Raw genomic sequence first — 24,559 nt, 5'->3', positions numbered from 1 at the left:
CCGGCGGCGCGAGCGGCGCATCGCCGTCCCGTCATGCCGCCACCTCTTCCTGCCAGGGGTCCAGTTCGACCGTGAACATGGCGCCGTTCTCCGTGTTGCTGCCGCGAATGTTGCCGCCGAAACTCTGCACCAGCCCGTACGAGATGGACAGCCCCAGCCCCATCCCGTCACCGCTGCCCACCGCCTTGGTGGTGTAGAACGGCTCGAACACCCGTTCGGGGTCGGCGATGCCCGGGCCGACGTCGCGTACCGTCACCACCAGCTTGGCGCCGCGCTGCAGGGCGATGTCGATGCGCTTGTTCTGCTGCCCGGTCATCGCGTCGGCCGCGTTGTTGATGAGATTGACGAAAACCTGCGTCAACCGCACTTCGCCGCCGCGTGCCCAGACCGGCCCGGACGTTTGACCGGGCCGCCAGTCGAGGACCACCCCTTCCGAGCGCAACCGCGCCTCGGTCAGCTCCGCCGCGCTGTCGATGACCGCAACAAGGTCGACGCGGCCCATCGGTTCGCTTTCGTTGCGGGCGAAGGCCCGCAGGTTCTTGATGATCCGCGCGGCCCGCGCGGCCATGTCGGAAATGCGCCGCAGGTTTTGCCCGGCCTCGCCGGTCCGGCCCTTGTCCAGCAACGATGCACCGTTGTCGGCATATTGCCGGATCGCCATCAGGGGCTGGTTCAGTTCGTGGCTGATGCCCGCCGACATCTGGCCGAGCGCGCTCAGCTTGCCGGCCTGGACCAGTTCGGCCTGTGCGCGTTTCAGCGCGGCCTCGGCCTCTTCGCGTTCGTGCACTTCGCGGCGCAACGCCATGTTGGTGCGCTCCAGCGCCCGGGTCCGGGCCGAAACGCGTTCCTCGAGCACGGCGTTCGCAGCCGCCAGCACCCGGCGTCTCTCCGTCACCAGCCACAGCGCCGCGCCGAAGACCAGGCAGACCGCCATCACCACGGCTGCCTGCAGCAAGGCCAGGCGCTGCGCCGGCGCGACATCGACCAAAGCCACGCCGGTCATGTCGATCACCGGCAGATCCTGTACCAGGTGCAGGGCTTGGGCGGGAATGTAGCGGCTGAAATCCTGACGCCAGATCGTGTGTCCCTGAAACTGGCGGATCGTCGCCGCCTGCTGCGACCCGTCCGGCAACGCCATGCGGCCTGCGCCGGTGTCCCGCCATCCCAGGATTTCGCTGCGGTTTGTCACGAAGACAGAGTCGTCGGATGCCAGGAAATAGACGCTGGGCACAGAGGCGCGCCAATCCTGTTCCAGGCTTTCGATATCGGCCACCACCACAAGCACCCCGCGGACCCGGCCATCGGGACGGAAGGTCGGCGCAGCAAAGCTGTAGGTCCGCCCGCGCCCGTCCTGTCGCGGCCCATGCGCGGCCCCCAGGGCCCCGTTCAGGGCGCGCTTGAAATACGGCGCCTCGCGCAAGCCTTCCGGTACCGGGCCGGCCGAGGATGCCAGCACGCGCCCCGCGGGATCGGCATAGAAGGCCGCCAATGGCCCGATCTTGTCGACTGCGCCCTGCAGCACCGCGGCGGCCTGGTCCGCCTCTGCGCCGTCATGCAAGGGCGACAGCACGGGGTGTTCGGCCATCAGCACGGCGAACTCGCGGTAACGGCGCAACTGCGTCACCAACCGGTCCGCCGCCAGCGCCAGGTCCGATTGCCCGCGCGCCGCCACCTGGTCCAGCGCCTGGCCATAGCCATACCGCCAGACCGCGCCGCCCAGGGCCGCGGTCAGCGTCAGGAACAGCGCAAGCAGCAGCGCAGGATGTACCGGTTTGCGTGTCATGCCCTTTTCCTAACAAGCCCGGCCTTGCCAAGCCAAGCGCCCTGCGACAGCGTGACGATCATGCAGCGCATAGCACAAGACCCCGGGGACCCCGGTTTCGTCCAGAACCCCTACCCGCACTACCACGCGATGCGCCGCCTGGGCGACATGATCTGGTGGGACGAATTCGCCATGCCCTGCGCGGTCTCGCATCGCGCGGTGCAGGCCTTGCTGCGCGATCGCCGCTTCGGGCGGGAAATTCCCGCCGAAATGGCCCCGGCCATCCCCGCCCGCCTGCGCCCCTTCTACAAGGTCGAAGCGCATTCGCTGCTCGAAGCCGAACCGCCGCGCCACACCCGCCTTCGCGGCCTGGTTCTGCGCGCCTTCACCTCGCGTCGCATCGCGGCCCTTGGCCCGGAAATCGCTGCGCTGGCCCACGCGTTGTTGCGCGACGCGCATACCGGGCCGTTCGACCTGCTGGAGCATTTCTGCACGCCGATCCCGGTGCGCATCATAGCCCGGCTTCTCGGCGTGCCCGAAGCGATGGCACCGCAACTTCTGGCCTGGTCGCACGCCATGGTCGCGATGTACCAGGCCGGTCGCACCCGCGCCGTCGAAGACGCCGCGGCCGCCGCCGCGGACGAGTTCAGCGCGTTTCTTGCCGACTATATCGAGACCCGCCGCGCCGATCCGCGCGACGATCTCATCACCCACCTGATCGCTGCCGAGACCGACGGCGACAGGCTGAACCGCGACGAACTGATCGCCACCTGCATCCTGATCCTGAATGCCGGACACGAGGCGACGGTTCACAGCCTGGCCAATGGCGTCAAATCCCTGCTGCAAGCCGGCACGACGATCACGCCCGACACCGCCGAGCCAATCTGCGAAGAGATCCTGCGCTTCGACCCGCCGCTGCACATGTTCACCCGCCACGCCTACGAAGAGGCCGAGCTGTTCGGCCATACCTTCCGCCGCGGCGACCAGGTGGCCCTTTTGCTGGCCGCCGCCAATCGCGACCCGGCGATCTGGCCGGACCCCGACCGGTTCGACCCTGGGCGCGCACCGGTCACGCACCATACCTTCGGCGGCGGGTTGCATTTCTGCGTCGGCGCACCGCTGGCCCGGCTCGAGATGCGGGTCGCGTTGCCGATCCTCTTCGATGCCCTGCCCGGGCTGCGCATCGTCGCCCCCCCGGTCTACGCGGACAGCTACCATTTCCACGGCCTGACCCGGCTGATGGTCAGCGCCTGACCAGGCTTGCGGCCCGGCGATCCGGCGCGCGTCACAAGGGCAGCGCCGTGGTCGCCTTGATTTCCTCCATCGACAGCAGCGCGGTGACCTCGTGCACCCGCACCTCGGAAATCAGCGCCTGGTAAAAGGTGTCGTAGGCCCGCGCGTTCTGGACCCGCACCTTGAGGATATAGTCGATATCGCCGGCCAGGCGGTGCGCCTCCTGCACTTCGGGCCGCGCCCGCAACGCCTCAAGGAACCGCTTCTGCCAGGACGCTTCGTGTTCCGAGGTCCGGATCAACACAAAGAACGTCGCTTCAAAGCCGAGCGCCTCGGCATCCAGGATCACCGTCTGCGCGCCGATCACCCCTGCATCACGCATCTTGCGGATGCGATTCCAGACCGGGGTCTTGGAAGACCCCACGGTCCTGGCGATTTCGTCCAGAGATTGCCCGGCATCGCGCTGCAGCTCGCGAAGGATTTTCCGGTCGGTTTCGTCGATACGCATCAGAATTCCCTTTTTCCGGCGTTTCCGGGATGGCAATCGCAATTACGGCACCAAGTGGAACGCTTGTCCTTTTTCAACCGGATATCTGGCCCAATCAAGGGAAAATATTCTATATTCGTTGTGAACGTGACAGGAAAGTCGAACCATGCGCTTCACGCTGCCCCTTTTCTCGCGCCGCCGGTCTGCCCCGGTGCTGTTCGTCGGCGCCGGCCCCGGAGACCCGGGCTTGCTGACGCTGAGCGCGCTGCGGGCGCTGAAATCGGCGCAGGTGGTGATCCATGACCGGTTGGTCGGCGACGGTGTTCTCGCGCTGATCCCCCGCCGCGCCCGTCGCATCGCCATGGGCAAGGCAGGCTTCGGGCCTTCCACCGCGCAGTCCGAGATCTGTGCCCGCCTCGTGGCGGAAGCGCAAGGCGGGCAGCGTGTCGTGCGCCTGAAAGGCGGCGATCCGATGATCTTCGGCCGCCTCGACGAAGAGATCGACGCGCTCGACGCCGCCGGGCTGGCCTGGGACATCGTACCGGGCATCACCGCCGCGGCGGCCGCCGGCGCGGCGCTCGGTCAAAGCCTGACCAAGCGCGGGCGCAACGCGTCGTTGCGCATCCTGACCGGGCACGACATGGCGGGTTTCGCCGACCATGACTGGCGCGCGCTGGCCCGTCCCGGCCAGGTCGCGGCGATCTACATGGGCAAGAAGGCGGCTCGGTTCGTTCAGGGCCGGTTGCTGATGCACGGTGCCGATCCCGCCACACCGGTTTGCGTCGTCGAAAACGCGTCACGTCCCGACCAGCGTATCCTGGCCTCGTCCCTGGGCCTGTTCCCCGAGGCGCTGGCCGGGGCGAACCTCGGTGGTCCGGCCATCGTCATGCTGGGCCTCACAGCCCGCAGTGCTGCGGCAGAAATAACTGATATCATGCAACAAAAGGTGTCCTGATGCCCAAAGCCTTCACACCCAAGGTTGTCACCGCCAATGCGCTTCTCGAAGGCGATGTCGTGTACCTGTCCGAGGACGACCGCTGGGTCCGGCGGCTGAACGAAGCCGAGCTGCTGACCGACGAGGCCCATGCCGATCTGCGCCTGATCGAGGCGCAGGCGCGCCATGCCGAAGTGGTCGGCGCCTATCTGGCCGACGTCAAACCCGGCCCGAACGGCCCCGAACCCACGCATTTCCGCGAGGATTTCCGCCGTACCGGGCCCTCGAACCACGCCCATGGCAAGCAGGCAGAGGCAAGCTGATGTACCGCTACACCGATTTCGACGCGGCCTTCGTTGCCGAACGCAACCGCCAGTTCCGTGCCCAGGTCGAGCGCCGCATCAACGGGTCGCTGACCGAAGACGAGTTCAAGCCCCTGCGCCTGATGAACGGACTTTACCTGCAACTGCACGCCTACATGCTGCGCGTCGCCATCCCCTATGGCACGTTGTCGGGCAGCCAGATGCGCCAGCTGGCCTATATCGCCGACCGCTGGGACAAGGGGTATGGCCATTTCACCACGCGCCAGAACATCCAGTTCAACTGGCCGAAACTGCGCGACGTGCCCGACATGCTGGATGCACTGGCCGAAGTACAGATGCACGCCATCCAGACCTCCGGCAACACGATCCGTAACGTCACCGCCGACCATTTCGCCGGCGCGGCAGCGGACGAGATCGCCGATCCCCGCCCGGTGGCCGAGCTGATCCGGCAATGGTCGACCGATCACCCGGAATTCCAGTTCCTGCCCCGCAAGTTCAAGATCGCGGTCTCGGGATCGGAAAACGACCGCGCCGTTCTGCGTGCCCATGACGTCGCGGTTCAGATCGTCGAACAGGATGGCGAAATCGGCTATCGCATCTTCGTCGGCGGCGGCCTGGGCCGTACCCCGATGATCGGCAAGGTGCTGCGCGATTTCCTGCCCGAGGCCGATCTGCTGCCCTATCTCGAGGCGGTGGTCAGCGTCTGGAACCTGCTGGGACGGCGCGACAACAAGTACAAGGCCAGGATCAAGATCACCGTTCACGAGCATGGAATTTCAGAGATTTCTCGCCTGGTCGAGGATCGCTTCGCAGTGCTCCGGCCGGCCTTTTCCGGCATCGACCAGGCATTGTTCGACACGATCAAGGCGGATTTCGCGGCCCCCGATTTCGCGCACCGCGACAGCGCGGATTTCGACCGCGCCTATGACCGCGACCCGGTCTTCCGCGCCTGGGCCGACACCAACCTGTCGGATCACCGCATTCCCGGCTACGCCATTGCGCAGATCAGCCTCAAGGCGCATGGCGCGACACCCGGCGATGCGACGTCGAGCCAGATGCGCGTGCTGGCCGATCTGGCCGAACGCTATGGCCATGACGAATTGCGCATCAGCCACGAACAGAACGTCGTGCTGCCCCATGTCCACAAGGCGGACCTGCCGCAGATCCACACGATCCTCAAGGCGCACGGGCTGGCCACCGCCAATATCGGCAAGATCAGCGACATCATCGCCTGCCCCGGCATGGATTACTGCGCCCTTGCCACGGCCCGCTCTATCCCGGTCGCGCAGAAAATCGCGACGCGCTTCGACGCGCTGAAACTCGAACACGAGATCGGCGATCTCAAGATCAAGATTTCCGGCTGCATCAACGCCTGCGGGCATCACCATGTCGGCCATATCGGCATTCTGGGTCTCGACCGCGCGGGGGTCGAAACGTACCAGATCACCCTGGGTGGCGACGCCACGCAGGATGCCGCCCTTGGCGACCGCACGGGACCGGGCTTTGGCTATGACGAGATCGTGCCGGCGATCGAACGGTTGATCGGCACCTATCTCGACCTGCGCGGCGATGCCCAAGAGACCTTCCTGCAAACCTATCGCCGGATCGGCATGGCACCCTTCAAATCCGCGCTCTACGACAGCGAAACGCGGGTTGCGGCGGAATAGGCCATGACCCTTCATCTTGCCCAGAAAACTCCCCCCGGAGGGCCGGGTATCCGCCTGGACGCGCTGCGGGACAAGGTCGCGACGCTCAACACGCGCTACCGCCACCACGGCGCCACCGCGGTGCTGGAAGGCGCCCTGCGCGATCCCGAGGCCGGGCGCATCGCGCTGGTGTCGTCCTTCGGGGCGGAATCGGTGGTGCTGTTGCACCTGGTGGCGATGGTGGACCGCGCGACGCCGGTGCTGTTCATCGACACGCGGCTTCTGTTCACCGAGACCCTCGTCTACCAGCAGGAACTGGCCGAACGGTTGCGTCTCGAGGACGTGCGCATCATCAAGGCCGACCGCACCGCGCTGCAAGACCGCGACCCCTATGGCGCATTGCGGTTGAACGACCCCGACGCCTGCTGCGCGCTGCGCAAGACCGAACCGCTGGAGACGGCCCTGCAGGGCTTCGACGGCTGGATCACCGGGCGCAAGCGGTTCCAGAATCGCAGCCGCGCCGCGCTGGATTTCTTCGAACTCGAAGAACCGACCGGCCGGATCAAGGTCAATCCGCTGGCCCGCTGGGCGCCCGAAGACGTGCGCGCCTACATGGAGGAAAACCGCCTGCCCCGGCATCCGCTGGTGGCTCGGGGGTATCCCAGCATCGGCTGCGCTCCCTGCACGTCCAAAGTGGCGCCGGGCGAAGACCCCCGTTCAGGGCGCTGGCGCGGTCGGGACAAGGACGAATGCGGCATCCACTTCGTGAACGGACGCGCCGTCAGACAAGGAGAAAGCGCATGAGCGTGATCGTCACCGATAGAGGTTTTGGGCAGGACGAATGGCAGGGCCCGATCATCGATCTGTCCCCGGACACCGACCCGGCCAGCCTGACCGCGGCCGGCGATGCGCTGATCCGCATCGATTTCCCCAGCTTCGCCGATGGCCGCGGCTTCACCCTCGCGCGTTTGTTGCGCGCCAGCGGGTTTTCCGGACGGTTGCGCGCCCGCGGTCACGTGATCGCCGACCAATACGCGATGGCGCGTCGATCGGGGTTCGACGAAGTCGAGATCTCTGAGGAACTGGCCGCCAGGCAACCCGAGGACCAATGGCTGGATCGCGCGAATTGGCGCGCGCATGACTACCAGACCCGCCTGCGCGGCTAAGCCGCTTTGCCCTGACCTATATCAATGTGTAGATGTGAGGCGCCGGTTAAACCGACCGGCGAAGAATGACCATGACCGAGTTGACCGCTGTGACCGACGCCACCCCCGTGCAGACCAAGCCGGCCAAGATGGCCATACCCGACGCCCAGACCGTGACCGCCGTCCAGCACTGGACCGACCGGCTGTTTTCCTTTCGCGTGACGCGTCCGGCCTCGCTGCGCTTTCGCTCCGGTGAATTCGTGATGATCGGTCTCATGGTGCGTGACGACAAGTCCGGCAAGGACAAGCCGCTCTTGCGCGCCTATTCCATCGCTTCGCCGTCCTGGGACGAAGAGCTGGAGTTCTACTCGATCAAGGTGCAGGACGGGCCGCTGACCTCGCGCCTTCAGCATATCCAGCCCGGCGACCAGATCATCCTGCGTCCCAAGCCCGTCGGCACGCTGGTGCATGATGCGCTGCTGCCGGGCAAGCGGATCTGGTTCTTCGCGACCGGAACCGGCATCGCGCCCTTTGCCTCGCTGCTGCGCGATCCGCAAACCTACGAGGATTACGACGAGGTGATCCTGACCCATACCTGCCGCGAGGTGGGCGAATTGCAATACGGCAAGGAACTGATCGACACGATCCGCAGCGACGAATTGCTGGCCGAACTGATCGGCGATGGATTCCACGAAAAGCTGCGCTACTACCCCACGACCACCCGCGAGGAGAGCCCGAAGATCGGCCGCATCACCGATCTGATGCGCTCGGGCGAAGCCTTTGCCGATCTGGGCGTCGCGCCGCTGAACCCGGAAACCGACCGCGCGATGATCTGCGGCAACCTCGCCTTCAACCTCGAACTCAAGGCGATGCTCGAGGAATACGGGCTGGAAGAAGGCGCCAATTCCGATCCGAAACACTACGTCGTCGAAAAGGCGTTCCTGGACTGAAGCTGCACCGGACAACGGCCCGTTTCACAAAGAAAACCGCCGCGCGAGGGGATCGCGCGGCGGTTCGTTCGTTTCAGACGCCTGGTTACTCGACGCCCAGAGCGACCTTGAGCTGATCCAGCACGGCGGCCAGCGCGTCGGGATTGTCGCGGGCCTGCTCGGCCAGGCTCTTGGCGGCGGTCTTGGCCAGCGCGTTCAACTCGCTTCCGTCGATATATTCGACCATCTTGTCATAGTCGAAGCCGTCCGTCGTCAGCAGATCGGTGATCGCGACTTCTGCGGCTTCGGCCGTGTCGGCCGTCGCGTCGGCAGCTGCTGCGGCCGTGTCGGCCGTCGCGTCCGCGGCTTCCGCGGCCGTGTCGGCCGTTGCGTCCGCGGCTTCCGCGGCGGTGTCGGCCGCACCCTCGGCGGCGTCGGATGCGGTATCCGCTGCCGCATCGGCTGCTTCGGCTGCGGTGTCCGCGGCGGCGTCGGCGGCCTCGGCGGTGGTGTCGGCAGCGGCATCAGCAGCCTCGGTCACGGTATCCGTCGCGGCTTCGGTGGCTTCCGCAGCGGTGTCGGTGGCGGTCTCGGTGGCGTCCGCAGCGGCATCGGCTGCGCCCTCGGCGGCTTCGGTGGCGCTCTCCGTCGCGCCTTCGACGGCCTCGGCGGCGCTGTCCATCGCACTTTCGGCGGCTTCGCCGGCCTGTTCGGCCAGGTTCATCGCGCCTTCGGTCGCCGCTTCGGCGGCTTCGGTGGCGCTGTCCACGGCGCCCTGCACGGCTTCGGTTGCGGTTTCGACGGCGGTTTCGGCCGCTTCGGTCGCGGTATCGACGGCCGTATCGGCCGCTTCGGTCACCGCTTCGGTGGCCTCGGTGGCCGTTTCGGTTGCCGCGTCGGCAGCTTCCGTCGCAGTGTCGGTGGCCGCTTCGGCCGCTGTTTCGGCGGCCTCCGAGGCCTGTTCCATCGCTTCTTCCGGTGTCTGCCCGGAATACCAGAGATAGCCGCCCACGCCGATGGCCGCTATCACGGCAACCACGATCAGGTTACGCATCCTAACTCTCCTGTCTTTTTGCATTGCAGCATGAAAAGCTGCATCTGCGGCACATGTGACGACTGGACCGCGAAAGGACAAGGGGAAAGCCTTGAAAACCGGCGCATACCCGCCGATTTGCCGCTTGAACAAGAGCGGGGCCAAGTTTACCTTGCCGCCCTGACAACGACCACCATGCAAGGACCAAAACCATAGCCCGCAGACCGCACAACGCGCCGCCAACCCGCGACACCGGCCCCCGCGTCAACGATCGTATTCGCGCCCCGGAAATCCGCCTGATCGGCGCCGATGGAGAAAATGTCGGGGTCGTCACGCCCTCTCGCGCCATGGAGATGGCCGAGGAAGCGGGGCTGGACCTCGTGGAAATCTCGCCCAACGCCAATCCGCCGGTCTGCAAGATCATGGATTTCGGCAAGTTCAAATACGAACAGCAAAAGCGCGAATCCGAGGCCCGGAAGAAGCAGAAGATCATCGAGGTCAAAGAGGTCAAGTTCCGGCCCGGCACCGATACGCATGACTATGACGTCAAGATGCGCAACGTGATGCGGTTCCTCGAAGGCGGCGACAAGGTCAAGATCACCTTGCGCTTCCGCGGGCGCGAGATGGCGCACCAGGAACTGGGACGCGATCTGTTGGAACGTGTGGCCGAGGACGTCAAGGAAGTCGGCAAGATCGAGAACATGCCGAAGATGGAAGGCCGCCAGATGGTCATGATGATCGGCCCGGTCACCAAGTAACGGCGTCGCACGCGCAAGCCAGGAAACCCGCCCGCAAGGCGGGTTTTTTCATGCCTCGCGCAGCCGTCCGCGCTGTGGGATTTCCTTGAGCAATCCGCCGACGCCCATCGCCGCGATGTCGGCGGGCGTGACCGTCACGCCGCAGATCAGCCTTTCCAGCACCCAATCGGCGCCGTTCAGAGCAGGCGACCGGGCGCAGCCCGGCAGGCCGATCACGGGCCTGTCGCCCAGTGTGCCGAAAAACAGCAGGTTTCCCGGATCGACCGGCATGCCGAAATGGGTGACCGTGCCGCCGGCCGCGCGCACCGCCTGCGGTGCGACATCGTTCAGGTCGGATGTGGCTGATCCGGTGAGGATGAACAGCACTTCGGCATCCGACGCCGTCAGCGCCTGCGCCAGCGGTTCGATGCGGTGCGGCACGACCTTCTTCGGCGCCAGAGGCACTGCCAAAGCCTCGAGCCGCTTGTGCAACGCGCGGTGGCCCTTGTCGCCGTCGTCGTCGTCCACGCTTGTCTGGATCAGCGCGGCGCTGCCATAGGCGGTGGGCCGCATCCGCATCGCGCCCCGCCCCACCGCGCAGGCGCGGTCCAGGTCGTTCCGAGGCACTGCATAGGCGATGATCTTGACGGTGGCGACCATGCCGCCCGGCCCCATGCGTTGCCAGCGCGGCACGGTGGCCACGGTGATCATCGGATTGACCGCGTTGACCGCATTTATGGCCGCGGCGTCGATCTCGGCCACGCCGATCACGGTGGAAAACAGGTTGGCGCGCCCCGTCGCAGCCTTGCCGATCCGCAACCCGGCAGCGTCCGCCTCCGGTGCCAATGCACAGGCCAGTTGCGCGGCGGCATCGTTTTCGCCGACATCGCCGGGATCAAGCCGCGCAACGATGATTTCGCTCAATCCGGCGGCCTCGAGCGGACCAAGATCGGCGGCCTCGATCACCTTGCCCTTGCGCAACCGCCCGTCCGGCAAGGCCACGGAATGCGCCAGGATGGCACCCACGGCCTGGTCGATGGGCACGGGGCCGAATTTCATGCGCCCTTCCTCAGAACCCGGGTCATTTCTGCGAGGATCGACACCGCGATTTCGGCCGGGCCGGCGGCGCCGATATCCAGGCCGATCGGTCCGTGGATCTGCGCGATCTCGTCCGCGGTGAACCCGGCCTGAGCCAGCCGCTCGACGCGTTTGGCATGGGTGCGGGTCGAGCCGAGCGCACCGATGTAGAACACGCCCGACCGCAGCGCCGCCTCGAGCGCGGGATCGTCCAGCTTGGGATCGTGGGTCAGCAGCACCAGCGCCGTGCGCGCGTCCAGCCCCAACTGCGCCACCGCCTCGTCCGGCCAGTCGTGCAGGATGCGTTCGCCGGGAAAGCGCGCCGCCGAACCAAAGGCTTCGCGCGGATCGACGATCACCGGATCATAGCCCGCGATACGCGCCATCGGCACCAAAGCCTGGGCGATATGCACCGCGCCCACCACGATCAGCCGCAGCGGCGGGTTGTGGATGGCGACGAAGGTTCGGCTGTCGTCCTCGAAACCCGAACGGTCCATGCGGAAACGCGTCTCGTGCCCGGTGAAATCCAGCCGCCGCTTGCCCTTGTCAAGATCGACGACATAGGCCGCCGGTTTGCGGGCCGCACGGGCCGCGACCAGGTCGGCCAGCATCGGTTCCGGCAGGACCGAACCGACCGGTTCCACCAGCACACGGATCGTGCCGCCGCAGGCCAAGCCGACCGCGAAGGCATCGTCGTCGCTGACCCCGAATTCCAGTTCGCGCGCTTCGCCTGTTTCGAGCGCTTCCAGCGCCTCGACGATCACCGCGCCCTCGACACAACCGCCCGAGACCGAGCCCTCGATCGTGCCCTGCCCCGAGATCGCCAGTTGCGCGCCGACGCGTCGCGGTGCCGAACCCCAGGTTTCGATCACCGTGGCCAGCGCTGCGCCGTCGCCGTCGCGATGCCAGCGCAGGGCGGTTTCCGGAATCGCATCGAATGTGTCCATGTCCAGGCCTCCCCGGTTCGTTCTATCACGACGCGCGGGACTGTCGCCCCCTTCGTTGGTCGTGCCCGGTCAGGTTGCGGAGGTGACGTCGTGCCCGTAGAGCCAGTCGAACTGGCCCAGCATCCGGTCGGGCGCCAGCCGTCCCGCGAGGCCCAGCCCAAGATGCGCCGCGGCGCGGACCACCGGGTTGCGCAGGTGATATTTCCAGGCATTGCCATTGGCCGCCTCGATCACCCGCACCACCCGGTCGCGCCGACGCGCCTGGTAGGCGATCAGCCCGTCCCGTATTGTGTCGGCCCGGTCCAGCGCGTCGGCCAGAACCCAGGCGTCTTCAAGCGCCATGTTCGCACCCTGCGCCATGAACGGCAGCGTCGGATGCGCGGCATCGCCCAACAGCGCCACGCCCGGTCCATGCCAGACCTTCGCCACCGGGTGGCGGAACAGGCCCCAAAGGCCCGGTGCCTCGGCCGCGTCCAGCAATGCCGGGACGATGCCTCCGAAACCGGCGAAAGCCGCGCGCAGATTTGCCGGGTCGTCGGTCTGGCTCCAGCTTTCCGCTTGCCAGCCCCGGCGCTCTTCGACCGCCACGAGATTGACGACCGACCCGTCGCGCAGCGGATAGCAGACCAGGTGCCGCCCCGGCCCCATGTAAACCTGCGCCTCGGCGCCGAGGCCCGCATCGTTGGGAACCACGGCGCGCCAGGCGACCTGACCGGTGAAAAAAGGCGCCACGGTGCCGTTGAGAACCGGGCGCAGCACCGAATGCAGACCATCGGCGCCGATCACCAGATCGCCGTCGCAGAGATCGCCATTGGCCATCTGCACATACGGCTTGTCCCCGGGAACCACGGTCTGCACCTTTTGCAGCAACCGGACCTGCACGCCTTCCGCGCGCACCGCTTCGGCCAGAAGGGCCAGCAGATCGGCGCGGTGGACGAAACGGTAGGCCTGCCCATCGGGCAACCGGCGCAGATCGAGCCGCAGCACTTCGTGGCCCCGCCGAAAATCCCGCAACGACACCGCCTGCCCGCGCGGCGAGCAGTCTGCAAGCGCATCGGCAAGGCCCAGGGCTTCGATCACCCGCAGCCCGTTGGGGCTGACCTGGATGCCGGCGCCGACCTCGCGCAGGGCCTCGGCCTGCTCCAGGACCGTGACCCGAGCGTCGCGCTGCCGCAGCGCCAGCGCGGCGGCCAGCCCGCCGATACCACCGCCGATCACCGTGATGTTGCGTCCCGCGAGGGCCATCGCATTCTCCAGACAAAAAACGCCGGAGCGTGGGCCCCGGCGTTCGATCCGTTCCAGCCTGCGCGCCGGTCAGTCGTCGCGATGGACCTTTTCGCGGCGCTCGTGTCGTTCTTGCGCCTCGAGGCTCATCGTCGCGATCGGGCGGGCATCCAGCCGCTTGAGGCTGATCGGTTCCCCGGTCACTTCGCAATACCCGTATTCGCCTTCGTCGATCCGCCGCAGCGCCGCGTCGATCTTCGAGACCAGCTTGCGCTGCCGGTCGCGGGTTCGCAGTTCGATCGCGCGGTCGGTTTCCTCGCTCGCGCGGTCGGTGACGTCGGGAATGTTCCGTGCTCCCTCCTGCAGGCCCTCGATCGTTTCGCGGTTGTCCTCGAGGATTTCCGCCTTCCAGGCCAAGAGCTTGCGGCGGAAGTATTCCACCTGCCGCTCATTCATGAATGGTTCGTCTTCGGCTGGCTGATAGTCTTCGGGAAGAAACGACTCGGGTTTCATGTTGGTTCCCTTTTTCACGCCAATACCTGCCATAAGCAATTCCCCAGATATCCGGCACCCCTGCGCGCAGCCTCTATCGCAAGGGCCGGGGGATGTCACTAGCCAATCACGGGAAATTTGACGCACGGGACGACCGCTTGCATTGCCGGACGCCGGCGTCTACCCCGCAAGAACGAACCAGGATGACGAGGACCGGCGCGATGCGTTTCGATGGCACCCAGGACTATGTTTCGACGGACGATCTGACGATGGCGGTCAATGCCGCGATCACGCTGGAACGGCCGCTGCTGGTCAAGGGCGAGCCGGGCACCGGCAAGACCGAACTGGCCCGACAGGTGGCGGCGGCGCTTGGCCTGCCGATGATCGAATGGGCGATCAAGTCGACCACCAAGGCACAGCAGGGGCTGTACGAATACGATGCCGTTTCGCGTCTGCGCGACAGCCAGTTGGGCGACGAGCGGGTCAACGACGTGGCGAACTACATCAAGCGCGGCAAGCTGTGGCAGGCCTTCGACGCCGACGGCAAGGTCGTGCTGCTGATCGACGAGATCGACAAGGCCGATATCGAGTTTCCCAACGACCTGCTGCAGGAACTCGACAGGATGGAGTTCTTCGTCTACGAGACCGGCCAGACGGTTCGGGCCAAACACCGGCCCATCGTCATCATCACCTCGAACAACGAAAAGGAACTGCCCGACGCCTTCCTGCGTCGCTGTTTCTTTCATTACATCAAGTTTCCGGACCATGACACGCTGCGCCGCATCGTCGAGGTGCATCACCCCGGCATCAAGGACAGCCTGCTGACCACCGCGCTGACCCAGTTCTACGAATTGCGCGAACAGCCGGGGTTGAAGAAGAAGCCATCGACCTCGGAAGTGCTCGACTGGCTCAAGCTGCTGCTGGCCGAGGACCTGACCGCCGAGGATCTCAAACGCGACGCGGCCTCTGCCCTGCCCCGCCTGCACGGCGCGCTGCTGAAGAACGAACAGGACGTGCACCTGTTCGAACGCCTGGCCTTCATGGCGCGTCGCGAGCGCTGAGGCGTCACCGCGCGAGATCGTCGCAATCGTATTGCCGGCCGGTGAAGTCGCGCGTCAGGTTGGTGCTGCTACCGGCGCTGTAGGTGCAATCGTCGTAATAGGCGAAATGCTGGCGGTCGTTGCTGACGATGGCGACGATGTCACCCGCCACCTTGCCGTCAGGCAATGTCACGACTTGCGCCCGTCGGCGACCGGCGATGTCATGAGACAGGCCCGCGCTGACGTATAGGAAATTGCTGGCCCGGTACCAGCCGAAATGCATCTCGTCGTTCGACGAGATGAAAATCAACTGGGTGGATGCGAAATTCGGGTCCCAGCGACTGGTCAGGATGTCGCGATTGCGGTCCAGGTCCGTGCTGCTGCCCGCCATCACCCGCAGCCTGGGCACCGCGCCGCCATCCTTGAACCAGGTGAAATGCATCCGGTCGTTGGCCGAGATATCGAAGACCTGTTCCCACAATCGGCCCTGCCCCAGCGTCGCACGGTAGAAACTGCGTTCACTGCGATGACTGTCGCTGGTTCCGGCGGTCACGTAGACCCCGTCGCGATAGGCGAAGTGATAGCGGTCATTGGCCGACAGGTGTTCGGCCGGCAAACCCTTCACCGCGTAGACGAAGGCGTAGTAAAGCGCACTGGCCAGATCGGTCGACGATATCGTCTGCGTGTTTGCCAGGGCCGCGGCGAAATGGCCATCGGGCAGCGCGACAAAGGCCGCGGCATACCCCTTGAATGAGCCGCCGTGATACACCCAATGCTCGCGGCCCGTTTCAGCGATGAAATCATCGCCGGTGATGACGTTGTTGAACACCAGCCGGTCATCGATGTTGGCGGGCTGCATCATCCGGTTTCGAATGCCGTTGCCCACCAGCTTGTCGGTGTCACCGAACACCTTGGCGAACCGTGCGAACTGATCGGCCGAGAAATAGAACCCGCCCTGCGGAGCGCAGAAATCCGGCCGCGGGAAATAGCCTTCGTCGGCCTCGATCCCGGGCAGCGGCAGATCGTAGGACTTGGCAAAGCTGCGCGGACCCAGTTCGTCATGCGGATTGCAGACTGGAACGGTGCCGGAAAAGATCTCGGGGAAGAAGGTCACGGTCATGTATTGCTTGTAGAGCGCGTTGTATTGCGGCAGCAGCGCATCCCAATAAGCCTTTTCCGGCTTGCCGGCATGCAGGTCGTCCAGAAAGGTGGTCTCGTTCGGATAGGCGATGCGCGGGATCACGAACCGCATGACCGAGATGTTGTTGTTGTTGTAGTCGCGCCTGGTGCCGGGCGTCCTTTGCGTGCCTTGCCGCAATGCCCAGTGCAGCGCCTTGAAGCCGTCTTCCTCGTCGCCCTCCTCAAGCAGACCGCTCTTGTGCTGCAACAGGTGTTTCAGCGTCAGCCCGCGCAACCCCGCGCCGTATTGCTGCCGCCAGTCGCGCGGCAGGAAATCGACCAACGGCAAATCCAACTGCTGGTTGACCGTCCCGTTGTTTCCGGGGCGTTCCCGCAGGAGGTGCATCAAGGCGACGCCCGTGACCAGTTTGCTGACCGACCCGATATTGCTGGGAATTTCAGGGCTCATGCGAACATTGCCATCGGTCGGATCCTGCGCCCATCCCATCGCGCCGTCGGTCAGCGTCACCTGCCCCTTGACCAGCGTGTAGGCAAAACCCTTGGTCCGCCCGTCAAAGCGTTCGTGCAGGAAATACTTGAAGCGCAACAGATCGGCGCCGGTCAGGTCGATGGCGTGGGACATGGATGGCGCGACCAGGACGAAAGCGGCAAGCGCCGCCGCAACAAACCGCAAGGTCCGCACGGTCGCAAGGAAACAGGACATGGCAATGGCTCCAAAGGATCGGATCAGGGAATTCTTGGCTTCAAACAATCACCAGTTGTATCACGGATCGGTCCCGCCGATCTACGCGATCCGGCCGAACGGGCGGATTGTTGCGCGCACCCGTACGATGTGTTCTGTCGGCGCAAACAGCTCCGCGGCGCCATGTTCACTGTTCTGACCCATAACATCCTGCCGGTCTTTTCGATGCTGGCGCTCGGTTTCGTGCTGGGCCGGCTTGGCACGATCAGCCGGGACGAGGCCGCGGCAGTGAACCGCGTGGCCTTTCTCATCCTGCAGCCCGCGCTGATCCTGCCGCTGATCGCCGGGCTGGATGTTGCCGCGTTCGAACTGGGCACCCTGTCGCTTTACGCCGGCAGCCAGGCAGTTGCCTTCGTGCTGGCCTTCGGTACCGCGCGATTCCTGCTGGGCCGCGAAACCGCCGAAGCGTGGTTGCTGGCGATGGCAGTCGTCTTCGTCAACACGCTGCTCTACATCTGGCCGATCTCTTTTCTGATCTATGGCGAAGCGGCGGCGGTTCCGATCACCGCTATCGTGGCCTGGGATTCCTCGGTCACCTTCGCTTTCTTCATCGCGTCGACGGCGCTGATTACCGGGCGCGGGTCCGGCCGGCGCGCGGCGGCACTCCGGGTCGTGACCAACCCGGTGCTGGTGGCCATCGCGGCCGGCGCTTTTCTGAACGCACTCGGGTTGTCGCTGCCACTGCCCTTGGCGACGGCGATGGACTTTGCCGGTGCCGCAGCGGCACCGCTGACGCTGTTCGCCTTGGGTGTCATCCTGTCAAGTCACCGGCTGACACCGACCCTGCCGGTGATGACGATTTCGGCATACAAGCTCGTGTTGTTTCCGCTTCTCGTGGGTATGTCGCTGTCCGTCGCAGACGTGACGGGACACTGGCAAGCGTTGTTCCAACTGGCCGCGGCAGGACCATCGGGTGCCATGGCCTTTGCACTGGCGTTGCTGTACGGCGTACGCACCGACGCCATCGCGCCGGTGATCGTCTGGACCAGCCTGTTGTCCCTCGTTTCGCTCGCGGCGCTGGCCTGACGCAAGGTCACGCGACAAGACGGAAACAATTGCGCCGCAATCGTGCCATTGTTGGCGGCGGCACGATGCGCGGGCAAGCCCGCCTTGTTGCCGATTTGCACCGGGAATTTACCAGCAGAACAAGGGCTTTGGCATGCCCCACAGGACACAAGCGGAAAAGCCCGGTCACGCACACCCGAGGGCTGTGCAGAAACCCCGCTTTTGCCCTATAGTCATCGCACAGAGGACAGAAAATCATCCGATGTCTTGAGCATCCGGAACAAGCAGGCAGGCTTAGCAAACGTGTCCCGAACCGAACCGAAACCGTGCCGCGTGCCTTTCGCGGGACATGACCGCCGACCGTCCGTGCAACCGTCTTTCGCGGATTGCCCGGCGCGCGACGCATGCCTTTCCGGAACCCTCGACCGCCCGTCCCCTGCTTCTTGCGATCGGGATACGGGCCGTCTTCTGGCCATTTTGTTCCGGGGATCGTGATGCGCAAACTTCTTCTTCCGCTTTGCCTCGCGCTTGGCGCCTGCATGCCGGTCGCATCGGACGACACGCCGACGCGCGCCGCGTCTTCGGTATCGATCGACAGCAGCCTGCCACCGATGAAAACCTTTGCCGTGCCGCGTCCGTCCGCCCCGGTTGCGTCCAACGCCGACATCGCGCGCGATTTCCTGGACTTGTCCTTTGCGCTGGAATCGGGGCGGCAACTGCCGGCGCTGACGCGCTTCGAAGGCCCGATCGCCGTGCGCGTTACCGGGGCGCCCAACGCCTCGCTGGCGTCCGACCTGAACCGCCTGGTGCACCGCCTGCGCCGCGAGGCGGGCATCGACATCAGGATCGCGCAATCGCCCACGGCCAACATCACGATCGAGGCCGTGTCCCGCGCCGACATCCGCAAGCACCTGCCGCAAGCCGCCTGTTTCGTCGTGCCCAACGTCTCGAGCCTTCAGGAATACCGCCAGGCGCGGCGGTCCACCCGGGTGAACTGGTCGCGCCTGCAACGCCGCGATCGGTTGGCGATCTTCGTGCCCAACGACGTCTCGCCGCAAGAGGCGCGCGACTGCCTGCACGAGGAACTGGCCCAGGCCATCGGCCCGCTGAACGATCTGTATCGCCTGCCCGACAGCGTCTTCAACGACGACAACGTTCACACGGTTCTGACCGGGTACGACATGCTGATCCTGCGCATCTACTACGATCCCGCTCTGCGCAGCGGCATGACCCGCACCGAAGTCGCGAACCGCCTGCCGGGTATCCTGTCTCGGGTCAATCCGGGCGGGGATCGCGTAGCGCCGCGCCGCCTGTCGCGCACGCCGCGGGTCTGGATCGATGCGATCCAGACAGCGCTTGGACCGGGCGCCCATCCCGCCGCCCGCAGGCAGGCCGCGACCGAAGCGTTGCAGGTTGCCACGTCGCTGGGCTGGGCCGATCACCGCCGCGGGTTCTCGCACTACGCCATGGGACGCATCCTGCAAGGATCGGATGCGCAGGCTGCCGAACAGCAATTCACCATGGCGCAACGGTTTTTCGACACCGACCCGCAGACCGCGCTGCACCGTGCCTATGTCGCGTCGCAACTGGGCGCCTACGCGATCAGCGACGGGCGCGCCGAAGACGCGCTGGCCATCATCAACCCGCATCTTCAGATCGCGGCGCGGCACGAAAACGCCGCCCTACTGGCGACGCTGATGCTGCTGCGGGCCGAGGCGCTGGACCTGTCCGGACGCGGCACCGAAGGTCGCGAGGTGCGTCTGGACAGCCTGGGCTGGGCACGGTACGGGTTCGGCTCGGATTGGGCGGTGCGGGCCAAGATGCGCGAAATCGGTGCGCTGAGCCCGCTGAAACGACAGGGTGCCTTATGATCGTTATCGCGGGGGCCATTCTGGGAGCCCTGATCGGCGGTTTCACCGCCAAGCGCCGCAAGGGCAACCGTCTGGACATCGCGCAATACGCCGCGGTGTACGCAATCGCGTTTTCCCTGATGGGGTTGATCGCGACGATCGTGATCGAGAAGTCCATCACCTGAATTCGCGCGCGCCCTCCGTTTTGGGGGGATGGCATGTCTGCTGGCCGACGCCGACATCGGCTGTGCCAATGACGCTGCGTGCCGGCAGGCCGCAGCACGGCAATTCGCAACGCGTTCGACGCCGTTCCCGCATGGTGCTTGTTTCGCCCGTTGCTGCGAAGCCAAAGCCGACATTGCCCACCGCAGCACCCTGCGCTACCACACCCTCATGTTCGTACCCTTCTTCGAAAACCTGCGCCGGGCCGGTGTGCCGGTCAGTCTGCGTGAATACCTGACCTTCCTTGAAGGGATGCGCGCGGGTCTTGCGACCTATGATGTCGAAGCGTTCTACTACCTCGCGCGTGCCGCGATGGTGAAGGATGAACGCCATCTCGACCGCTTCGACCGCGCCTTTGCCGCCAGCTTCAAAGGCCTCGACGAGATTCCTCTGGAAGCGGTGCTCGAAGCGTTGGACCTGCCCGAGGACTGGCTGCGCAAGATGGCCGAAAAGCATCTGAGCGACGCGGAAAAAGCCGAGATCGAGGCGCTTGGCGGCTTCGACAAGCTGATGGAAACGCTGCGCGAACGGCTGAAGGAACAGCAGGGCCGGCACCAGGGCGGCAACAAATGGATCGGCACCGCCGGCACCTCGCCCTTCGGCGCCTATGGCTACAACCCCGAAGGCGTGCGCATCGGCCAGCACGAAAGCCGCCACCGCCGCGCGGTCAAGGTCTGGGACAAGCGCGAATTCCGCGAATACGACGATTCGGTCGAACTGGGCACCCGCAACATCAAGGTGGCACTGAAACGGCTCCGCCAATGGGCCCGCGACGGCGCGCATGACGAACTGGATCTCGACGGCACGATCCGCGCCACGGCCGAACACGGCTATCTGGATGTGCAAACCCGGCCCGAACGGCGCAACGCGGTCAAGGTGCTGCTGTTTCTGGACGTGGGCGGGTCGATGGACGACCACATCAAGGTGGTCGAAGAGCTGTTCAGCGCCGCACGCGCCGAGTTCAAGCATCTCGAACACTACTACTTTCACAATTGCCTGTACGAAGGTGTCTGGCGCGACAACCGGCGCCGCTGGGACCAGCAGACCGCGACCTGGGACGTGCTGAACACCTACGGGTCGGACTACAAGTGCATCTTCGTCGGCGATGCGTCGATGTCGCCTTACGAGGTCGCTTATCCCGGCGGCGCCAACGAACACTGGAACGCCGAGGCGGGCCAGGTCTGGCTGCAGCGCGCGCGCGATCAATGGCCCGATCACCTGTGGATCAACCCGGTACCGGAACGGGTCTGGGAGTACACCCATTCCATCGGCATGATCCGCGAGATCTTCGACAACCGCATGGTGCCGATGACGCTGGACGGGATCGACCGCGGGATGCGCCTGCTGGGCCGCTGACGCCCCGAACGCGAAGGGGCGGACCGAAGCCCGCCCCGCCCCGTCAGTCGAGCAATACTCGTGGCAGCCACAGCGCGATGTCGGGGAAGGTGATGACCATCGCCAACCCGATCAGTTGCAACAGCACAAACGGGATGATGCCGCGATAGATTTCCTGGATCTTCACCTCTTTCGGCGCGACGGCCTTCATGTAGAACAGCGCGAAACCGAAGGGCGGCGTCAGGAACGAGGTCTGCAGGTTCACCGCCAGCAGGATCGCGAACCAGTACGTCACCTCGAACTTGGCGACGTGGTCACCGAAATCCAGTTGCGCGATGATCGGCGCGAAGACCGGCAGAACGATCAGCGTGATCTCGATCCAGTCGAAGAAGAAGCCAAGAAGAAAGACCAGGGCGAGGATGAAGAACAACAGCCCCCACGGACCGAACCCCATGGCCTCGACCAGGTCGATCACCAGATCGTCGCCGCCAAGTGCGCGGAAGATGTAGGAAAACAGCGTCGCCCCGATGAATATGCCGAAGATCATCCCGTTGGTCATGGCGGTCGACTTCATCACCTCGCCCACCACCTTGAGGTAGTGCCGCATCTCGGCGAAAAAGCCGCCGCCGACCGGATGGTCGTCGAAATCCTGCCCGCCCGGCGTTTCGAGGATGAACGGCTTCACCCCCAGCGACGGCAACAGGACCAGGTTGAACAGACCCAACAGGATCGCGCCCATCGCGCCGACGCCCGCCGCCTCGGTCGGGGTGGCCAGGCCACCGAGGATCGAACCCAGGACCAGGCCGATCAGGATCACCGGCGGCAGGAAGCTGCGCAGCACCATGAAGAAAACCTCGACCCCGCCGGTCGGGCCGATATCGGCATCCAGCTTCGGCGCGAGCCTGGGATTGATCGAACAACGAATGACGATATAGGCGATGTAGAGACCGGCCAGCATCAGCCCGGGAAAGACGGCCGCGACAAACAGGTTGCCCACCGAACGCGACAGCAGGTCGGCCATGATGACCAGCATGATCGACGGCGGGATCAGGATGCCCAGCGTGCCGGATGCGGCGATGGTGCCGGTTGCCAGCTCGTGGCTGTAGTTGCGCTCGATCATCACCGGCAGCGCCAGCAGCGACATCATGATGACGGACGCGCCGATGATGCCGGTCGTCGCCGCGAGGATCGTGCCCATCAGGGTCACGGCCAGGGCCAGACCACCCGGAACCCGGCGCAGCAGCACCTGCAGGCAGTTCAGCAGGTCGCGCGCGATTCCGGATCGTTCCAGCATCGTACCCATGAAGATGAACATCGGGATCGCGGTCAGGATCAGGTTTTCCATGATCCCGCCGAAAATCCGGCTGGGCAACAGGCGGAACTGGATGAACATGAACTCGCCCGCCAGCATCCCGATGCCGCCGAAGGCCAGGCCCACACCACCCAGCACGAAGGCCACGGGAAAGCCGGTGAACAGCAGGATGCCCAACGCCAGGAACATGAAAAGGGGAAGCATCTCGGCCATCAGTGCGCGCTCCCCATCATTTCCTTGCGCATGTCCTCGGGCAATTGTCCGCGAATGCCCGCGATGGACTTGATCAGCTGCGAAATGCCCGCAAACAGCAGCAGGACGAACAGCATCACAAGGCCGGCCTTCAGAATCCACAGGTTAGAAAGGCCGGTTTGCGATTTGGATATCTCGCCCGACAGGAAGGACTGCTTGGCATAGGGATATGACAGCCAGATGCCCAGGGCGGAATACGGGATCAGCGCGACGGTCAGCCCGATCGCCTCGATCCAGTACTTGGACTTTTCGCTCAGCCCTTCGCGCACCAGGTCGATGCGGACATGGGCATTGCGCGTGTAGGCATAGGCGAGACAGAAAATGATCAGCGCCGAGTGCAACCAGTACTCGGCCTCCTGGATCATGGTCGAGTTGATGCCCTCGGGTTTCGGCACGCCGAAATACCGGGTGATCACGTCGTAGCAGACAAGAAAGACGAGCATCAGCCCGAACCATCCGCCCAGACCCGAACAAATCGCCAGGATGCGGTCCAGCATCCGGCTGAGGCCTAACAAGCCCTGCATGTTTCCTCCCCCGTCTCGATCGGGAGCCTAGCCGGCCCCCTTGTTGTCCCGGGTCCGGCAGCGTGAAGCCGCCGGACCCGTCGCTGCGGCCTGCGCCGTCAGATCACTTGAGATAGCCCAGGTCGTTCCACTTGGCGTATTCGGCGCGGAAGGTCTGCATGCTCTCCCAGACGTTCTTGAAATCGGGATTGGCGGCGACCTCTTCGGCCACGACTTCGTCCCAGGCGCCCTTGAAGGTGGCCAGCATCTCGTCCGACCATTTGTGGATGGTCACGCCCTGCGCTTCCATCTCGGCCAGCGCCTTGCCCTGGATCGCCTCGCCTTCGGCCAGCTGCGTGGCGGCGTTTGCGCGGCAGGCGGTGACGATCATCGCACGCTGGCGATCATCCATGCCGTCCCACTTGGCTTTCGAGATCAGCAGCTCCTGGATCGTGGACTGCTGGTGCCAGCCGGGGAAGTAGTAGTGCTTGGCGATGTTGTAGAAGCCAAGGTTCTGGTCGATGGCCGGCATCGAGAACTCGGTCGCGTCGATTGTGCCGCGTTCCAGCGCCGGATAGATGTCGCCGCCGGCCAGCAGCTGGGTGTCGACACCCAGCTTCTGCATGACCTTGGCGCCCAGCCCGAAGAACCGCATCTTGAGACCCTGAAGGTCTTCGGGCGAATTGATTTCCTTGCGGAACCAGCCCGAGGCCTCGGGCGCGATGACACCACAGACCAGCGACTGGATGCCGTCGCGGTTGTAGATCTCGTTCATCATGTCTTCGCCACCGGCATACCAATGCCAGGCAAGGTATTCGCCGGCCGACGGGCCAAAGGGTACGGCTGCGAACAGGTTGTAGGCGCTGTTCTTGGCACCCCAGTAACCGGGCACCGACCAGCCGGCGTCGATCGAACCGTTGGATACGTTGTCGTAGATCTCCAGCGGCGGCACCAGTGCGCCGGGCTCGAAGAACTTGACTTCGATATCGCCACCCGAAATCAGGTTCAGCGTGTCTTGAAGTTTCACACCGGCCTGGCCCAGCTGGATCAGCGATCCGGGGAAGGTCGACGGCATGTTCAGCGTGACCTTGTCCGCCGACGCCGAGCCGGCGGCGATGGTTGCCGCGACTGCGGCTGCGATGAGTTTTTTCATGATCTCCTCCCTTGGGACCGTTTTGTTATCGTCCCT

24 protein-coding genes are annotated in these 24,559 nt (G+C 65.1%); 13 read left to right on the top strand and 11 right to left on the bottom strand.

The annotated features are described in order from the left end of the window. Positions 1–31 precede the first annotated feature (31 nt). A complete protein-coding gene (locus tag KUH32_RS12815; RefSeq protein ID WP_217778954.1) occupies positions 32–1,783 on the bottom strand; it encodes a sensor histidine kinase in 1,752 nt (583 codons plus the stop codon). Positions 1,784–1,843: 60 nt separating this feature from the next. Between KUH32_RS12815 and KUH32_RS12810 the strand changes: the two genes are divergently transcribed. Next, positions 1,844–3,016: a cytochrome P450 gene (locus KUH32_RS12810; protein WP_217779816.1), complete on the top strand. Its 1,173-nt coding sequence runs from the start codon at positions 1,844–1,846 to the stop codon at positions 3,014–3,016. A 31-nt stretch (positions 3,017–3,047) separates the two neighbouring features. On the opposite strand, the gene KUH32_RS12805 is transcribed toward KUH32_RS12810, so the two are convergent. Then, the gene (locus tag KUH32_RS12805; protein ID WP_217779815.1) at positions 3,048–3,509 is read right to left on the bottom strand and encodes an Lrp/AsnC family transcriptional regulator; all 462 of its coding nucleotides are present in this window, start codon (positions 3,507–3,509) and stop codon (positions 3,048–3,050) included. Positions 3,510–3,648: 139 nt separating this feature from the next. On the opposite strand from KUH32_RS12805, the gene cobA reads away from it, so the two are divergent. From cobA to KUH32_RS12775, 6 genes are all read left to right on the top strand, one after another. Further along, the gene (gene cobA, locus KUH32_RS12800) at positions 3,649–4,437 is read left to right on the top strand and encodes a uroporphyrinogen-III C-methyltransferase (protein WP_217778952.1); all 789 of its coding nucleotides are present in this window, start codon (positions 3,649–3,651) and stop codon (positions 4,435–4,437) included. After that, positions 4,437–4,739, top strand: coding sequence for a DUF2849 domain-containing protein (locus KUH32_RS12795; RefSeq protein WP_217778951.1), 303 nt, complete (start codon positions 4,437–4,439; stop codon positions 4,737–4,739). The genes cobA and KUH32_RS12795 overlap by 1 nt, the downstream gene beginning before the upstream one ends. Then, positions 4,739–6,406, top strand: a complete 1,668-nt coding sequence (locus tag KUH32_RS12790; RefSeq protein WP_217778949.1) for a nitrite/sulfite reductase — start codon at positions 4,739–4,741, stop codon at positions 6,404–6,406. Before KUH32_RS12795 ends, KUH32_RS12790 begins: the two co-directional genes overlap by 1 nt. 3 nt (positions 6,407–6,409) lie before the next feature. After that, on the top strand, positions 6,410–7,189 hold the full coding sequence (locus tag KUH32_RS12785) for a phosphoadenylyl-sulfate reductase (RefSeq protein WP_217778947.1): 780 nt from the start codon (positions 6,410–6,412) through the stop codon (positions 7,187–7,189). After that, positions 7,186–7,551 (top strand): DUF934 domain-containing protein, encoded by a 366-nt coding sequence (locus tag KUH32_RS12780; RefSeq protein ID WP_217778945.1) that lies wholly within the window; start codon positions 7,186–7,188, stop codon positions 7,549–7,551. Before KUH32_RS12785 ends, KUH32_RS12780 begins: the two co-directional genes overlap by 4 nt. Positions 7,552–7,622: 71 nt before the next feature. After that, positions 7,623–8,480: a ferredoxin--NADP reductase gene (locus KUH32_RS12775; RefSeq protein ID WP_254899162.1), complete on the top strand. Its 858-nt coding sequence runs from the start codon at positions 7,623–7,625 to the stop codon at positions 8,478–8,480. 85 nt (positions 8,481–8,565) lie between these two features. On the opposite strand, the gene KUH32_RS12770 is transcribed toward KUH32_RS12775, so the two are convergent. Then, positions 8,566–9,513, bottom strand: coding sequence for a translation initiation factor 3 (locus tag KUH32_RS12770; RefSeq protein WP_217778943.1), 948 nt, complete (start codon positions 9,511–9,513; stop codon positions 8,566–8,568). A 191-nt stretch (positions 9,514–9,704) separates the two neighbouring features. Between KUH32_RS12770 and infC the strand changes: the two genes are divergently transcribed. Beyond that, positions 9,705–10,250, top strand: coding sequence for a translation initiation factor IF-3 (gene infC / locus KUH32_RS12765; protein WP_217779813.1), 546 nt, complete (start codon positions 9,705–9,707; stop codon positions 10,248–10,250). 48 nt (positions 10,251–10,298) lie between these two features. Here infC and KUH32_RS12760 read toward each other — a convergent pair whose 3' ends face one another. From KUH32_RS12760 to dksA, 4 genes are all read right to left on the bottom strand, one after another. Then, complete coding sequence (locus KUH32_RS12760; protein WP_217778940.1) at positions 10,299–11,288, bottom strand: molybdopterin-binding protein; 990 nt, start codon at positions 11,286–11,288, stop codon at positions 10,299–10,301. Next, positions 11,285–12,253, bottom strand: a complete 969-nt coding sequence (locus KUH32_RS12755) for an XdhC family protein (protein ID WP_217778938.1) — start codon at positions 12,251–12,253, stop codon at positions 11,285–11,287. Before KUH32_RS12755 ends, KUH32_RS12760 begins: the two co-directional genes overlap by 4 nt. A gap of 69 nt (positions 12,254–12,322) precedes the next feature. Continuing rightward, the gene (locus KUH32_RS12750; protein WP_217778936.1) at positions 12,323–13,498 is read right to left on the bottom strand and encodes an FAD-dependent monooxygenase; all 1,176 of its coding nucleotides are present in this window, start codon (positions 13,496–13,498) and stop codon (positions 12,323–12,325) included. A gap of 69 nt (positions 13,499–13,567) precedes the next feature. After that, on the bottom strand, positions 13,568–13,990 hold the full coding sequence (gene dksA / locus KUH32_RS12745; RefSeq protein ID WP_217778934.1) for an RNA polymerase-binding protein DksA: 423 nt from the start codon (positions 13,988–13,990) through the stop codon (positions 13,568–13,570). A gap of 200 nt (positions 13,991–14,190) precedes the next feature. Here dksA and KUH32_RS12740 point away from each other — a divergent pair, with 200 nt between their 5' ends. Beyond that, on the top strand, positions 14,191–15,030 hold the full coding sequence (locus tag KUH32_RS12740; RefSeq protein ID WP_217778932.1) for an AAA family ATPase: 840 nt from the start codon (positions 14,191–14,193) through the stop codon (positions 15,028–15,030). 4 nt (positions 15,031–15,034) lie between these two features. Here the strand turns inward: KUH32_RS12740 and KUH32_RS12735 are convergent, their stop codons facing one another. Further along, the gene (locus KUH32_RS12735) at positions 15,035–16,852 is read right to left on the bottom strand and encodes a serine hydrolase domain-containing protein (protein WP_217778930.1); all 1,818 of its coding nucleotides are present in this window, start codon (positions 16,850–16,852) and stop codon (positions 15,035–15,037) included. Positions 16,853–17,014: 162 nt separating this feature from the next. On the opposite strand from KUH32_RS12735, the gene KUH32_RS12730 reads away from it, so the two are divergent. The 4 genes from KUH32_RS12730 (at position 17,015) to KUH32_RS12715 (ending at position 21,324) form a co-directional block, all read left to right on the top strand. After that, a complete protein-coding gene (locus tag KUH32_RS12730) occupies positions 17,015–17,917 on the top strand; it encodes an AEC family transporter (protein WP_217778929.1) in 903 nt (300 codons plus the stop codon). Positions 17,918–18,390: 473 nt separating this feature from the next. After that, the gene (locus tag KUH32_RS12725; protein WP_217778927.1) at positions 18,391–19,767 is read left to right on the top strand and encodes a DUF2927 domain-containing protein; all 1,377 of its coding nucleotides are present in this window, start codon (positions 18,391–18,393) and stop codon (positions 19,765–19,767) included. Next, a complete protein-coding gene (locus tag KUH32_RS12720) occupies positions 19,764–19,931 on the top strand; it encodes an apolipoprotein acyltransferase (protein WP_217778925.1) in 168 nt (55 codons plus the stop codon). The genes KUH32_RS12725 and KUH32_RS12720 overlap by 4 nt, the downstream gene beginning before the upstream one ends. Before the next feature lie 208 nt (positions 19,932–20,139). Further along, positions 20,140–21,324 (top strand): vWA domain-containing protein, encoded by a 1,185-nt coding sequence (locus KUH32_RS12715; protein WP_217778923.1) that lies wholly within the window; start codon positions 20,140–20,142, stop codon positions 21,322–21,324. 43 nt (positions 21,325–21,367) lie between these two features. Here the strand turns inward: KUH32_RS12715 and KUH32_RS12710 are convergent, their stop codons facing one another. The 3 genes from KUH32_RS12710 to KUH32_RS12700 form a co-directional block, all read right to left on the bottom strand. Further along, positions 21,368–22,828, bottom strand: coding sequence for a TRAP transporter large permease (locus KUH32_RS12710; protein ID WP_217778921.1), 1,461 nt, complete (start codon positions 22,826–22,828; stop codon positions 21,368–21,370). Continuing rightward, positions 22,828–23,391: a TRAP transporter small permease subunit gene (locus KUH32_RS12705; protein ID WP_217778919.1), complete on the bottom strand. Its 564-nt coding sequence runs from the start codon at positions 23,389–23,391 to the stop codon at positions 22,828–22,830. Before KUH32_RS12705 ends, KUH32_RS12710 begins: the two co-directional genes overlap by 1 nt. Positions 23,392–23,494: 103 nt before the next feature. Continuing rightward, the gene (locus KUH32_RS12700; protein WP_217778917.1) at positions 23,495–24,523 is read right to left on the bottom strand and encodes a TRAP transporter substrate-binding protein; all 1,029 of its coding nucleotides are present in this window, start codon (positions 24,521–24,523) and stop codon (positions 23,495–23,497) included. Positions 24,524–24,559: the final 36 nt, after the last annotated feature.

Source organism: Thalassococcus arenae (assembly GCF_019104745.1).
GTDB classification, from domain to species: Bacteria; Pseudomonadota; Alphaproteobacteria; order Rhodobacterales; family Rhodobacteraceae; genus Thalassococcus_B; species Thalassococcus_B arenae.
This window is presented reverse-complemented; position numbering and strand designations above follow the sequence as displayed.